Source organism: Coprococcus sp. AF21-14LB, from assembly GCF_003458885.1.
GTDB lineage: Bacteria > Bacillota > Clostridia > Lachnospirales > Lachnospiraceae > UBA9414.
Genome location: NZ_QRVX01000025.1, coordinates 22,384 through 36,306 on the forward strand (window position 1 = coordinate 22,384; position 13,923 = coordinate 36,306).

The following is a 13,923-nucleotide window of genomic DNA, read 5'->3' on the forward strand; positions in this document are numbered from 1 at the left end:
ATTCTTATCGCAAAAGCGCTTCTTTCAAAGTTTCTACACTATTTACAATTACCTCTGCTCCTGCTTTTTCAAGTTCTCCTTCTGCGGCGTATCCATAGGCACAGCCCACACTGTGAAGTCCGTGCGCCTTCGCTCCCTCAATATCGAATTTCCTATCCCCGATCATTACCGTTCTCTCCGGATCCGGTTTTTCTTTTTCGTATAGCTGCATAAGCGCCTCTTCTACAACTTCTTCTTTTGTATTTCTGCTGCCGTCCAGCCCGCTGCCTACAATCACATCAAAATATTGCTGAATATGAAAGTATTCCAGAATATCTTTTACAAACACAGTCGGCTTGCTTGAAGCAATCGCCAGACGTTTTCCTGCTTCTTTCAGGCATTTCAGCAGTTCCGGAATTCCGTCATAAATTTCATTTTCGTATTTCCCTTTGACTGAGAAACGTTCCCGGTATTTTACAACTGCCTTTTCTGCTTCTGATCTCGTCATTCCGTAAAATTCCATAAAACTGTCAATCAGCGGCGGTCCGATAAATGGTTCCAGCTTATCAAGATTCTCTTCTTCTATTCCAAAATCTCTCAGTGCATACTGTACACTGGATGTAATCCCGATTTTAGGATCTGTCAGCGTTCCGTCCAGATCAAATAAATAATATTGGTACATGTTTTCCTCCTCTATCTACTGTCATTATTCTGACAGATTTACATAGTGATATTCAATTCCCAGATCTTCTAATAATTCTGCTTCTCGTTTCTGACAAGTAAATAAAATGATCTGGCAGCCTTGCCCGGAAAGCCATTCCAGTATTCTTGCCAAACGTGTATCATCGTAATATGCAAACGCATCATCCAGAATGATTGGAAACTTCTCTTCATATAGTATTTCTGACGAAGCCATACGAAGCGCGAAATAAATCTGTTCTGCGGTTCCTTTGCTGACCTGATCCAGTGTGATTTTCCGCCCATCTTTCAGAAGAAACAGCTTCATCTCATCATCTGCCAAAAGTTTCTCATAACGCCCGTCCGTCAGTTCTTGAATGATTTCTGAAATTCTCTTATTTAGCCGATATCCAATCTCTTTTTGCATCTGATCTGACAAATCCCTGAGGCGCTTCTCCGCTATTTGGAGCGCTTCTCTTTTCTTGCGGAACGTTTCACTGCTATCCTCAAATTCACTCAGTTCCTCTAGCTGCTCTTTCAGATTCTCATAACGGATTTCCTTATCCCGATATTCTTCCCGAATCCGGTCTGCCTCCCAGCGAAGCTTCTCCTCCGCACGATCAAAATGTTCCTCTTCCGTCTCTTCTTCTCTTCCATTTTCTTCAGCCGGCTCCGATTGTACACGCCGCCCGTCTTTCATCTTATTCCACACATACAGACTGGATGCAAGAAATATTACAATCGCCCAAAGATAATTCCACGGAGGCTCCAGTATAACAATCGCAAAGATAAGAAGCAGCAGCATTGCAATAAATGCCGCCGGATGAACTCGCCATTTCTTCGGACGTGCCTTTTCCTGTCTCTCTTCTTCCTGAATACGCTTCTGGAAAAATTCCAGCTGCTTTTGATTTCTTTCACGTTCTTCTGCTGCTCTGTCAAGTTTATCTTCTGCCTCTTCCAATTCCTGCTGCAGTTTGTGAAGGTCTCTCCATACATAGGATGCTTCATTTTCTACTGCATCCCGCTTCTCTTGCCTTGCCAGTTCCTGCTCACGCTCTTCCCGGTCAAGCTCTCTTTTCTTCTCCTTCAAATATTGGAATGCGCCATCAAGCTGCAACTCCTCATCGCCTGTTGCATAAAAATTAGTCGCATGATTTCTAAGCTCAATGGAAAGCGCCTCTTTTGTCTTTGTTTCAGACTGTCCAATAGATACTGTACTTTCATAGAGCGACTTCTGCATTCCATCCAGCAGCGCCGCAAGATCACCGTCTTCCAGAGACAATTCTTCACCGTCATCTTCACAGATCAGCGATGCGCTTTTCCCGTATTTATCAAAGTTTCTTTGCAGATAGAACGTCCGGTCGCCGCACACAAATCTGACTGCGCCGGCATAATAATTTGGATTCTCCCACGGTTCATAACGGCTGAATGTATCTGTGGCCGCCGCCCTTCCACGCCCCCGTTCCATTCCGTACAGCATACTTCCGATAAAGGTATGAAGTGTTGTCTTTCCCGATTCATTTTCTCCATAGATCAGATTCACACCGTCTCTTAGGGGAATGGTCTTATCTGAAAATTTCCCAAAATTCTTTATGATTAGTTCCTGAATCCTCATTATTCCTAACCCCTCTTCGTCTCCAACAGAGCTCTCACACCTTCGCACAGCGCCTCATATTTGATACTCCCCTGCTTTGGATTTTGAAATGACGCAATGTATTTGCCAAGCAAATTACTTTTATTCTGTTCCATCAGTTTCTCAAACTGATAAGACGGCTCTGTCTCATCTGTACATTCCAGAATATTCCCAAATACATCTGCTTTTTCTCCTATCTGTGCAAAAGAAATATCCGGATCGCGAAGGCCTTTCAACGTAATTTTATAAATATTTTCACTTCCCCGGGTTTCTATTTCTTCCCGAAGAAAATCCCGCAGTTCCTCGCTCGTCATTTCCGGAGTCACCTGCACCGTCACCGGAAGATAGCTTCTGCCCGCAAAAGGCACAAATTTCGTACGAACCCCTTTTTCCCCGATCTCGCCATAAACATAGCCGTGGACCCCCAGATCATTTCGATCGGTAGGTTCCAGCGATCCCGCGTATCTGGCATAATGATCCAGAACCTCCTGCGGACGATGGATATGACCAAGCGCCACATACTCATATCCAAGTGTCATCAATTGTTCCCGCCGGATTGGAATATGCTTTTCGTCTCCACCGTGAGCCAGAAGAATTTCGTACCGCTCAAGCCGGGGCGCCTTCGCATTGTCATAGCGCGGCTCTGTAATCTCCCGCTCGTAATAGCTAAATCCATAAACTGCTGTCTTCCACTCCGGAAATCTCACACCTTTCATTTTCCTCTGAAACAGCGGATACACATTCTCGCTCCACTGAAATGTCCGATAATGAGAATCTTTTTTAATATAATCATGGTTTCCTGCAATCAGAACCACTTTCGTTCTCGTCAATTTTGAGAACAGATAATTTACTTCTTTTAGTTCCCGCAGCAAAGGCTGTCGGTGAAACAAATCTCCCGCAATCAAAAGCAGATCAATCTTATCTTTTTGGCAGACGTCCAGTAATGCCCGGAATGTGTCCCAGATCTCGCTGCTTCTTTTCGCGCTGTACGCCTTTCCCGCGTCCGGGCTTACGCCCAGATGTACATCCGCGATGTGTATGAATCTCATTTTCTCCCCCTTGTTCCTGCTTTCTGCCAGCTGGCAGCATTACAATAAATCTTGTTTTTTCCTCTGCACTTTCTGCCCGGATAGAACCGCGATGAAGCTCTACAATTCTTTTTGCAATCGCAAGTCCAAGCCCGGCTCCCCCCGTCTTACTGGAACGCGATTCATCTGCCCGATAAAATTTTTCAAAAATTCGTTCCAATTCTTTCTCAGGAATCGTCTTCCCTGCATTTTCAAAAACAATTTGAATCCTGTTTTCTTTAAGCTCTGCATGAATTTCAATCGTGGAATTCGGATAACAATATGTCATTGCATTTCTCAAAATATTGTCAAATACTCTTCCAAGCTTATCCGGATCTCCCTGAATCATCAGATCTTCTTCTGCTATCACTTCACATCTTAGCTGCTTCGCCCTAAGAACTCCATACGCTTCATCTGCCAGCTGCTCCAACATCATAGACAAGTCAAGCGTCGTCATCTCCAGTTCGATATTCTGAAGATTAAACTTCGTAATATCGAAAAACTCATTGATCAAATCTCCCAGACGGATTGCTTTTTCTAACGAAATATGTGTGTACTTGGCCCTTTCTTCTATTGGCATATCCGGATGCGTATCCAGCATACTCAAATAAGCAACAACAGATGTCAGCGGCGTCTTCAGATCATGCGCCAGAAAAACTACCAGGTCATTTTTCTTCTTTTCCCCTTCCTGACTTTCCTTTGCCTGTCTCTGAAGTGTAGCTTTAATTTCATTCATCCGCATTTCCAACGGTTTCAGCTCTGTGATCAAACGAATCGGTTTATCGGAATCTGAAATAATATTTTCAATACCATCCTCTACCTGATCCAGATATTTCGTCATCTTAGATAGCGCAATATAGAAAAACAGCGCAAAAAGTACAAGGAATCCTACAATCGTAAAAAACGGTTTATTGTGACCGATCAAGTGCCAGTACCAATAATTCGCCGTCTCCCGGTCTACTTGAAACCACATGAGTAACTTTACAAAAATATTACCAAACTGCTCATTTACAATCCCGTCAATCACATAGTCCATCAGAAAATTCCCAACAAGCACAACGAGCGCCATAACAAGAACTGTCTGCAGCAGAATGCTTAATTTTAGTTTACGATAATTATTCTTCAACTTTGTATCCTACTCCCCAGACCGTCTTAATAAAATCAGATTTTCCTGTAGGCACACTCATTTTCTCCCGCAGATGCCGGATATGCACCATAACTGTATTGTTGCTGTTCTTATAATACTGTTCATGCCATACCTGCTTAAACAATTCTTCTGAACTGATGACTTTTCCACGATTCTCACACAAAAGCCACAAAATATCGAATTCAATCGGCGTTAATGTCAGCGGCTGCTCATAATAAATACATTCATGTGAAGACCGGTTCAGAAACAGACCGGCGAAATCAATAATATCTTCGTCTGCCTTCACAGGACCTTCATTATATTGGGTATATCTGCGAAGCTGTGCCTTCACTCTTGCCACAAGTTCCAGCGGATTAAACGGCTTTGGAATATAGTCATCTGCCCCCAGCGTCAATCCTGTAATCTTATCCATATATTCTGTCTTTGCCGTCAGCATCATTACCGGAAATGTGTACTTTTCACGAATCTTTTTCAATATTTCAAATCCGTCGATATCCGGCAGCATGACATCAAGAATCGCCAGATCAATCTTCGTTGTCCGGATACATTCCAATGCATCTTCTCCTGTATAAAATTTAAAAATCCTGTACTGGTCACTTTGCAGATAGAGCTCAATTACATCTGCAATTTCCCGCTCATCATCCACTACTAAAATATTATTCATAGCTTCCTCTCCTTTCACCGCCGTACTTCGCACATGTTTCATCTTTATGTAAGTTTTCTCAACATATTTATCTTAAAAAACTACGGAAGGCGGAAGATATTGTTCCTCCGCCCTGCCGTTGCCTGTTTATTTATTTGTTATTACAGCTCGCAGTTATTCACTGTTCTCGGGAACGGAATGACATCACGAATGTTAGACATACCTGTCAGATACATAACACATCTCTCAAATCCAAGCCCGAAGCCTGCATGTCTTGTAGAACCATATTTGCGAAGATCCAGATAGAAATCATACTCTTCCGGATTCAGATCCAGCTCTTTCATACGAGCAAGAAGCTTATCATAATCATCTTCTCTCTGGCTTCCTCCGATGATCTCCCCGATTCCCGGCACAAGACAGTCTACTGCCGCAACCGTCTTATTGTCATCGTTCATCTTCATATAGAATGCCTTAATATCCTTCGGATAATCTGTCACAAATACCGGACGTTTGTAAATCTGCTCTGTCAGATAACGCTCATGTTCTGTCTGCAGATCGCATCCCCATGATACTTTATAATCAAACTTATCGTTATTCTTCTCAAGCATCTCAACTGCCTCTGTATATGTCACTCTCGCAAAGTCAGAGTTCACAACGTTATTCAGTCTTTCCAAAAGACCTTTGTCTACAAATGAGTTGAAGAAATTCATCTCTTCCGGAGCCTGCTCCATTACAAACCGGATAATGTATTTCAGCATGCTCTCTGCCAGGTTCATGTTATCTTCCAGATCTGCAAATGAAATCTCCGGCTCTACCATCCAGAACTCCGCTGCATGACGTGTCGTGTTCGAATTCTCAGCACGGAATGTCGGTCCAAATGTATAAATATTTCTAAATGCCTGAGCGTATGTCTCTCCATTGAGCTGACCGGATACGGTAAGACTTGTCTTCTTATTAAAGAAATCCTGACTGTAATCTACTGCTCCTTCTGCTGTTTTTGGAAGATGTTCAAGATCCAGTGTTGTTACCTGGAACATCTCGCCGGCGCCTTCACAGTCACTTCCTGTAATCAGCGGCGTATGCACATAAACAAAATCTCTTTCCTGGAAGAACTTATGGATTGCATATGCACAAAGTGAACGCACACGGAACACTGCCTGGAATGTATTCGTTCTCGGACGCAGATGTGAGATCGTTCTCAAGTATTCAAAGCTGTGACGCTTCTTCTGGAGCGGATACTCCGGTGAAGATGCACCTTCTACAACAACTTCTGTTGCCTGGATCTCAAATGGCTGTTTCGCCTGCGGTGTCGCTGTCAGAACACCCTTCACAATGATCGCTGCTCCTACGTTCAGCTTAGAAATCTCTGCAAAATTCTCCATTGTGTCATGGTAAACAATCTGCAGTGTCTCAAAAAATGATCCGTCATTCACAACAATAAATCCAAATGCTTTCGAATCACGAATACTTCTTACCCAGCCCCCGACAGTAACTTCTTTATCTAAATATGCTTCTCTGTTCTTATACAATTCGCGTACAGTTACTAATTCCATTTCAAAACCTCCTGATTGATACATTATTCTGATTATAGCATACATCCCAAAAAAGATAAATAAAAAAGCAATAGAAAAAGGCAGCGGACTGCATCTTCTGCTCATTCCGCTGCCATCATCTGCATTTCATATCTATCTCAAGGATGCTACATGCTTTTCTGGATACGACGAAATAAGCCCGGACAAATGATTATTATTTCCGAACTGATTATTATTATTGCTATTATTCATTGCTTCCATCGTCATCATCCAAACTCTCATGTCTTCAACTTCCTTTCTAATAATTTCCCTTTATTTTATTCTTAAATTCATGAATTATAAAATAAATTGAAGTGAGTTTATCATACAATACCTTAGATGTCAAGCCCGGCAGAAATATCTTTTTCCCTTTTGCGTACCCTCACAATATTTGTATGCTGTGGATTTCCTTTTGCCAAAGGCGTTGGTTTCAATGATGTAAGTACATTGATGCTTCCCCGCTGATCCGTACCTTCTGAATCCGGATCATACCACGCTCCCTGACTGAGCGCCAATACCCTTGTCGCTATCCGGCTTGTGATCTTTACCGGTACTTTCATCCGTCCCCTTACATTTTCCAGAATAATCGTCTCGCCCTCTGTAATCCCAAGCTTTCTCGCATCTTCCGGATGCATCCAGACTGCTTCCGGCTCTTTCTTCTGAAGAATCCGATTATTGTCATGACAGGAATGTGTACGCACTTTCGTATGCCAGCCGATCAGCTGAAATTCATTCTCATCTTCTGAAAGCTCTTCTATTCCTTCTCCGCAAGGAACATATTTCGGAATCGCTGCAATCTCTTCTTTCCCGTATAAATGATGAATATATGGAATGAAAAAGTCAATCTTACCGGAATAAGTTGGAAATGGATGATGATCCGGATCTTTTCTCTGCTGTTCAAAAGCAATGACCGGAGGACGCTCTGCATATCTGGCAATTCCATTCTCTCGCAGTTTTTCATATGAGATAAGAGCAGAATCTGTTATTTGCATATCTCGATAAAGAGATTTCAGCCATTCCTCCATTGTCTCTTTCCCATCATCGAAAGCTTCCCCTTCCCCGCTCATCCATGCCAATCGCCGAATCCACTCATATTCAAATCTTGACTCAAACAACGGCTCTGTCATTTTCCGATTGTAGAGGAGGAAATCTCCTTCCTGCCATGCCGGCGTAATATTATCTACTTCATAGCACGATGCCGCCGGAAGGATAATATCCGCATACATCGCGCTTGGCGTCATAAATACATCAGAACAGACGATACATTCACAGAGCGATTCATTTTCCAGAATCTTTCTAGTCTCATTAATATCACCATGTTGGTTAATGAGTGTATTACCTCCAAGACACCAAAGCATCTTCACATTACTGTCCAGTTTTGTGACACCGAGAAGTCCGTCTTTTACCGGCTTCATACAAGTTCCCTCTCTAACTGCTTTTGTCCACAAATAACACGGAATCTTTCCCGGATAGCGTTCTTCTCCATTTGGGAAATATGCCTTTATCGGTTTTTCTGTATCATCTTCCGCACCACATCTGCCTCCGGAAATACCAACATTCCCACACAGACAGGAAAGCGCTGTAATCATCCGCACCGTCTGCTCACCGTTCGCATGACGCTGCGGTCCACATCCCTGCAGTATCGCAGCCGGTTTACTTTCGGCGTACAAATGCGCCAGTTCTATAATCTTTTCTTTTGGAATCCCTGTGATCTTTTCCGCCCATTCCGGCGTCTTTGGAATCTGATCTCGTATTCCGAGTATATATTCTTCATAGCTTTCTTCCTTCTGATACTGTTTTGGCATCGTCTCATGATCATAGCCGCTGCAATATGTATGGAGAAATTTTTTATCATGGAGATTTTCACTGATAATCACATATGCCATCCCGGCCGCCAGCGCCCCATCGGTTGCTGGGCGGATCGGAATCCATTCATCCCCATAGGCTGCTGTATCGGAACAGCGTGGATCAATCGTAATGATACGAATCCCTTTCTTTTTCGCGCGGCAGAGCATTTTGCGAAGCGCCGGTCCAAATCCCGTCTCCAATGGATTATGTCCCCAGACAAGAATCAGACTGCTGTTCAATAAATCTTCTGCACTGTTTCCGGTCTTACCTGTTCCATACATAAGAGATGTTGCCCACTGTGTACATGCTGCGCTGTAATCATTATAAAAACCAAGAAATCCTCCATCCAGATTCAGGAAACGCCGCAGTACCTCATCCGGACGCACAAGTGATACTACCCCCGTCGAATAAGTAATATAGCGGGAGGCAGCACCATATGTATCACGGATACGCACATTCTCCGCTGCAATTCTCTGCAGCGCTTCTTCCCAACTAATTCTCCTGAGCTGCCGCTGCCCCGTTTTCCGGTTCGAAGAAGGGGATATCTGAGACGATCTGCCGTCAAATATGTCTCCGCGGATGCCAGTCCCCGGATACAGGTTGTCAGTCGATTTTCCTGAAGTTCCTCTGTACGCGCTGAACGGACACGAAGTACACAACCATCACACACTTCCACTTCTTTCAGGCAGGAACTTCCGCAATTATTCCAACAGCCTGCGCTGCGTATCCAGACACGCTCCTCTTTCTGATTCGGACTGCAGAAAGCAAATGATGCCGGAATCGGTCTGCTCTGATGCTCTGATTCCCATTCTGAAATCCAGACCGGAATCTGATCATCAAGCTTTTTATCCTGTGCTTCCCGCTTCTCCTGCCCACATCTGTCATACTGTGTCACTATATCCTTCAGCTTCTCTGCTGTTCTTTGCAGTTCTTTCACAAGCTTTGTAAATTTCGGATAATTCCCGTGCAGTTCCAACTCTTTTTTCAAATTTTCCGAAAACAAAAGCATATGTTCCTCAAGAAACCGCAGCAGTATCTTTCCTGCCATCGCTCCAACATCAGTAAAATTTTCGGAACCTGTTTCTTTCTCCAGAACAAAACTCCAAAAGGATAAAAACAGACATTCATAGCCGATGTAATCCGCCGGTTCATTTGCCTGATCCGACCGCACAATCTTCACACCGCTTTTTTTATAAGCCCGCTGCACAGCCAGCGTATACTTATCCAAAAGTCTCCCCGTTCCATTCCGATAGCAGGATTCCCAAAGGCAGGAACTCTTTGTCCTGCCCTTTCAATCAATCGTTGGTATTCACTTTCTTCTGCAATACTTCCAACAGCATTTTGATCTGCTAAAAAAATATATGCATATTCATAAAATTGTTCTGATATTTTCATATATGCTAATCCTTTACATATCCAATAAATGTATTTCCGCTTCCTGCTGACATGGCTGCAACTTCTTCTGTCGAAACAGTATGCACACTTCCATCTGCCGGATTCATGTATGTTACCGTATCAGATGTATACCCTGTCAGAATCACTGCGTTCATATGATCTGTCAATGCGATTACCGGCGTTCCCTTGCCAATAATATAAAGTACCTGTTCCACTGTACATCCTGTCAGATCCATTCCTCTTCCCTTTGTATAATTTGTCAGGATCTGAATGGCAGATCTTCCGTTAGCCATTTCTTTCATAACATCGATTGGATTTCCCTCATATTCTGTAATAGCCCGTACACTTGCTGCAAGTGTGCTCTCGCCCTCCTGCACAACTGTCGGCTGGAATCCTTCAATTTCATAGCTCAGATCTCTGTTTCCTTTCTCCCATACGCACACCTGGCTGGAATCCACAACTACTCCGGAAATCGCATCTGCTTTCACAACTGCATACCCTGCCCGGTCATATACCCCGAGAAGCTGGCCGAGACCATACACATAATAGTTTCCTTCTGTTACTCCTGCATCCAATGTTACTGTTACCGGATTCTCAAAAAGTACCTGCTTCGGCTTTAGGATCTTTGGCGAAACGTCCTCAATCTTGCTGTCAAATGAAAACATCATCTTCCGCTGCTCCGTCTCTGACTGATAAGCCTCCAGCTGAATATTGCTGACTTCCGGTTCCTCGTTCCCGGTAATATAATCAGATGCCACCGCCGTATAAATCTCTCCATTTCGCGCAACCCGGTTCATCGTCAGCAGATTGTCCTCAATAAACACATCCAGAATATATACGCCCTCGTTCTCGTATGTCTTTAATACCTGATTGTCTGTACTGCGGATCTCCAGACGATACATCGGTACAACCGAAGTTCCCGACACGGTTTTCCCTGCATCTTCTGCCCGGGATACTCCGTAAACAAAATCATCATAGATAAATCCAAGCGGTTTTACCGTCGCTCCTCCGGCTTCTACTGTATATTCTTTTTCTGTCTGCAGATTCATCACTTTAATCTCTGACGCCTGCTCATATTCACCACCGATCTGAAATGCAATTAAATGACCGTCCGATGATGCGGCATACTGATTCTCCGAAAGCCCGCCAACAATGACTTCCTTCCCCTCATCTTTGAGATAAATGCGGTAAAAAGAACCATCCAGCATCACATACAGATGCTCTTTTTCATGGTTATAGTAGATCAGCTTTCCAAGTTCATCTTCTGCAATTGCAAATGACTGTCTGCTCGGAATAAATGCCTTTTCTTCTACAAAATTCTTTTTCAAATTATAATAATAAATCGCCGCCCCGACTTTTCCTTCGTGCTGTCCCCGGTTCATATATCCGTATACTGCAAAAGTCGTGCTTCCGTCTTCATCTACCGAAATAATCTTAATCTGATGCTGATCAAATTCATTTCGAATGTCATCATTCTCATCACTGAGGAAACTAAAGACACGGGAGAGTTTCCCCTCATCCTGATCATAATTCCAAAGTTCCCGCGCCTGCACAAATGAAATCACCGTTCCGTCTTTATTCGTTACATAAGAAATATCTTCCGGCACAATCCCAAGATCAATACCGTCCGGAGAAAACATCTTACTGTTCTCATCTAACAGCTGTTCCATTGTTCTGTCATAATCAAGAAGATAGAACTTCTCCCGATAGTAGCGTACTCTAAAATATTCTTTTACATAATAAAGCGCTTCCGCTCCATCCGCAGCTGTTGTGCGGACTTTATATTTCAGCTGAACAGACGTGTAAGTAGTCGTACCTTCTTTAATATTCCATTGTACATCACCAACTACTTCCGGTTTCAATTCTCCCCAGAGCACCTGATTATAATCACAGTGCAGCGTTACATGCTGAAGCGTACCATTGTCTGCCGCCGCATTTGGCTCAAGTAATGATGCAATAGAGTTATTCGGATTCTTTGTAATCGCATCTGTGTGAAACTGTTCGACAAAATCCAGGCATTCCCGAATATGATACTCCTTTGCAAGTGTGATCCGCGTATAATAACGGATCTCCTGTCCATCCTCCGGCTGAAGCTCAATCTTCAATACAGCTTCTTTCTCCTCTCCCATTGCAGCGCCAAGCGAAAGAATCGCAGCCCCGTCTTTGATAACTGCCTTCCCTTCTGCCAGCGTCTTTTGTACATTCAGAGAATATACCGTATAGGAGAAATCTTTTATTTTCTTTTGATTCTTTTTAATATGAACAGTCAAATTCCCATCTTTGTCCAGCGGTGTCAGCGTATCGCGCATAGCCGTCAGATCCATCTCCGACGTATAGCCCGCCAATGGATTCAATTCATATCCTTCGGTTTCAAATATAATCTGCGGCAAAGATGCATTCCCCATATCTACCGTCATATCTGCATTCTGCCTGCTCGTCAAAATACTGAAAATAACTACTGCCGCGACAAAAATCGCTCCCAGTATTCCAGCTCTTGCCAAAATCTTTTTCATGAATCAGCTACCCCTTCTAATCATTTCATTCTCCCCTTGCATCCATCCGGCTATCCAAGCAGTTTCCCCAGCATCGGTGTTACATGGAGAAAATCTTCCAGCTGCTTTATTTCCTCGCCATTTTCGTGTGCTCTCCCCGTTCTGACCGCACGAATCAAAATATTCTTCGGCGTATGCTCCATATCGATGAATTCAAGAATCTGAGTATCATATCCTTCCCTCTCAAGATACTCTGCGCGCAGCGCATCTGTAAAAAGCGCTGCCATCCGTTCTTTAATCAAACCATATTTCAGCGCCGAATGCAAAATTTCATTCTGAATCTGTTCATTCATTTCATGCTGGCAGCACGGCACTGAAAGAATCACTTTGGCTTTCCAGCCAACTGCTTTCGCCAACGCAAAATCTGTTGCCGTGTCACATGCATGAAGTGTCACTACCATATCAACTTCATCTACCCCTGTATAATCTGCAATATTTCCTTCCAGAAAACGAAGCTTCTCATATCCATACTTTTCACTTAACTCATTGCACTTGCAAATCACATCCGTCTTTAAATCAAGCCCGATAATCCTCACATCATATTTTTTCAATTCATGAAGATAATAATACATGGCAAATGTCAAATAAGACTTTCCACATCCAAAGTCCAGTATTGTCACTTCTCTGTCACTTGGAAGCTTCGGAAGAATATCTTCAATAAATTCTAAAAAACGATTGATCTGACGAAACTTATCGAACCTTGTCCGCACGATCTTTCCATCTGCCGTCATAACACCAAGATCCTGAAGAAACATCACCGGTGTTCCCTCCTGCAAAATATACTTCTTGCTCCGGTTATGTGACAGATCTACCTCTTTCACCTTGCCGGAAACTGCCTTTTTCTTAATCGTTATCTTTCCCTTCTTGCTAATAAGAACGGTACAGGAAAACTTTTTCGTTTCGATCTGCATCTGCTTAAATAACTGCATCAGCTCCCCTGTCTTAACCACAGCCTCTTCTGCCCGGACATTCTCATGAAATGCCTGTTTCCCACGGAATTCTTCCAACTGAAAATGCAGCTCTGCGCCTTTCAAAAGCGGACGGATCTTTACTTTCTGAAGTTCCTCTTTCTCTCTCGGATTGCTAAGTACCGCACTAATAAAATCTATTGTAAAACTTTCTCTTAAAACCTGATCTAATTCCTTTGTCACTCGTCTTTTGCTCCTTCGTGTCAACTATTTTTCATTGAATTTTTCTGACATATTAGTATTGTAATGCTTCTCAAATACAGATGCAAGAACGATTCAAAAAAATAACAAAATTAATATTTTCGTTAGAATTTAGCAAGATTTTCCTAAAAAAGGGGCTGTCGGTTAATACCGATTTTTAGCTTCTAAATCTTAAAATAAGAATCTCCTGTAGAAATCAGTGTTTTTATACCTGATTTTCTACAGGAGATTCTTATTTTTT

Annotated in this window: 12 protein-coding genes; all 12 read right to left on the reverse strand. The window is 43.0% G+C overall.

The window, feature by feature from the left end:
* Nucleotides 1-4: 4 nt before the first annotated feature.
* The gene (locus DWX73_RS07735; RefSeq protein WP_118348274.1) at nucleotides 5-661 is read right to left on the reverse strand and encodes an HAD family hydrolase; all 657 of its coding nucleotides are present in this window, start codon (nucleotides 659-661) and stop codon (nucleotides 5-7) included.
* 24 nt (nucleotides 662-685) lie between these two features.
* Nucleotides 686-2,272: an ATP-binding protein gene (locus DWX73_RS07740; protein WP_118348275.1), complete on the reverse strand. Its 1,587-nt coding sequence runs from the start codon at nucleotides 2,270-2,272 to the stop codon at nucleotides 686-688.
* A 5-nt stretch (nucleotides 2,273-2,277) separates the two neighbouring features.
* Nucleotides 2,278-3,309, reverse strand: coding sequence for a metallophosphoesterase family protein (locus DWX73_RS07745; RefSeq protein WP_118348284.1), 1,032 nt, complete (start codon nucleotides 3,307-3,309; stop codon nucleotides 2,278-2,280).
* Entirely contained in the window at nucleotides 3,209-4,483 is a 1,275-nt protein-coding gene (locus tag DWX73_RS07750; protein WP_118348276.1) for a sensor histidine kinase, read from the reverse strand. The genes DWX73_RS07745 and DWX73_RS07750 overlap by 101 nt, the downstream gene beginning before the upstream one ends.
* Nucleotides 4,473-5,168, reverse strand: a complete 696-nt coding sequence (vanR, locus tag DWX73_RS07755; RefSeq protein ID WP_118348277.1) for a VanR-ABDEGLN family response regulator transcription factor — start codon at nucleotides 5,166-5,168, stop codon at nucleotides 4,473-4,475. Before vanR ends, DWX73_RS07750 begins: the two co-directional genes overlap by 11 nt.
* A 140-nt stretch (nucleotides 5,169-5,308) precedes the next feature.
* Nucleotides 5,309-6,700 (reverse strand): asparagine--tRNA ligase, encoded by a 1,392-nt coding sequence (gene asnS / locus DWX73_RS07760; RefSeq protein WP_118348278.1) that lies wholly within the window; start codon nucleotides 6,698-6,700, stop codon nucleotides 5,309-5,311.
* Between the two features lie 132 nt (nucleotides 6,701-6,832).
* The gene (locus DWX73_RS14295) at nucleotides 6,833-6,961 is read right to left on the reverse strand and encodes a hypothetical protein (RefSeq protein WP_278321090.1); all 129 of its coding nucleotides are present in this window, start codon (nucleotides 6,959-6,961) and stop codon (nucleotides 6,833-6,835) included.
* Between the two features lie 92 nt (nucleotides 6,962-7,053).
* Nucleotides 7,054-9,063 carry a molybdopterin-dependent oxidoreductase gene (locus DWX73_RS07765; protein WP_242996719.1) on the reverse strand — a complete coding sequence of 670 codons (2,010 nt, stop codon included), beginning with the start codon at nucleotides 9,061-9,063 and terminating at the stop codon, nucleotides 7,054-7,056.
* Nucleotides 8,961-9,794: a molecular chaperone TorD family protein gene (locus DWX73_RS13985; RefSeq protein ID WP_118348280.1), complete on the reverse strand. Its 834-nt coding sequence runs from the start codon at nucleotides 9,792-9,794 to the stop codon at nucleotides 8,961-8,963. Before DWX73_RS13985 ends, DWX73_RS07765 begins: the two co-directional genes overlap by 103 nt.
* Nucleotides 9,743-9,961 (reverse strand): hypothetical protein, encoded by a 219-nt coding sequence (locus DWX73_RS13545; protein ID WP_158556835.1) that lies wholly within the window; start codon nucleotides 9,959-9,961, stop codon nucleotides 9,743-9,745. Before DWX73_RS13545 ends, DWX73_RS13985 begins: the two co-directional genes overlap by 52 nt.
* Nucleotides 9,962-9,966: 5 nt before the next feature.
* On the reverse strand, nucleotides 9,967-12,474 hold the full coding sequence (locus DWX73_RS07775) for a hypothetical protein (RefSeq protein WP_118348281.1): 2,508 nt from the start codon (nucleotides 12,472-12,474) through the stop codon (nucleotides 9,967-9,969).
* 50 nt (nucleotides 12,475-12,524) lie between these two features.
* Nucleotides 12,525-13,664 (reverse strand): class I SAM-dependent methyltransferase, encoded by a 1,140-nt coding sequence (locus DWX73_RS07780; RefSeq protein ID WP_118348282.1) that lies wholly within the window; start codon nucleotides 13,662-13,664, stop codon nucleotides 12,525-12,527.
* Between the last annotated feature and the right edge of the window lie 259 nt (nucleotides 13,665-13,923).

Coding starts and splice junctions, on each gene's coding strand:
- DWX73_RS07735 (WP_118348274.1), bottom strand. CDS start 661: ATGTACCAATATTATTTATTTGATCTGGACGGAACGCTGACAGATCCT.
- DWX73_RS07740 (WP_118348275.1), bottom strand. CDS start 2,272: ATGAGGATTCAGGAACTAATCATAAAGAATTTTGGGAAATTTTCAGAT.
- vanR (WP_118348277.1), bottom strand. CDS start 5,168: ATGAATAATATTTTAGTAGTGGATGATGAGCGGGAAATTGCAGATGTA.
- asnS (WP_118348278.1), bottom strand. CDS start 6,700: ATGGAATTAGTAACTGTACGCGAATTGTATAAGAACAGAGAAGCATAT.
- DWX73_RS14295 (WP_278321090.1), bottom strand. CDS start 6,961: ATGAGAGTTTGGATGATGACGATGGAAGCAATGAATAATAGCAATAAT.
- DWX73_RS13545 (WP_158556835.1), bottom strand. CDS start 9,961: ATGAAAATATCAGAACAATTTTATGAATATGCATATATTTTTTTAGCA.
- DWX73_RS07775 (WP_118348281.1), bottom strand. CDS start 12,474: ATGAAAAAGATTTTGGCAAGAGCTGGAATACTGGGAGCGATTTTTGTC.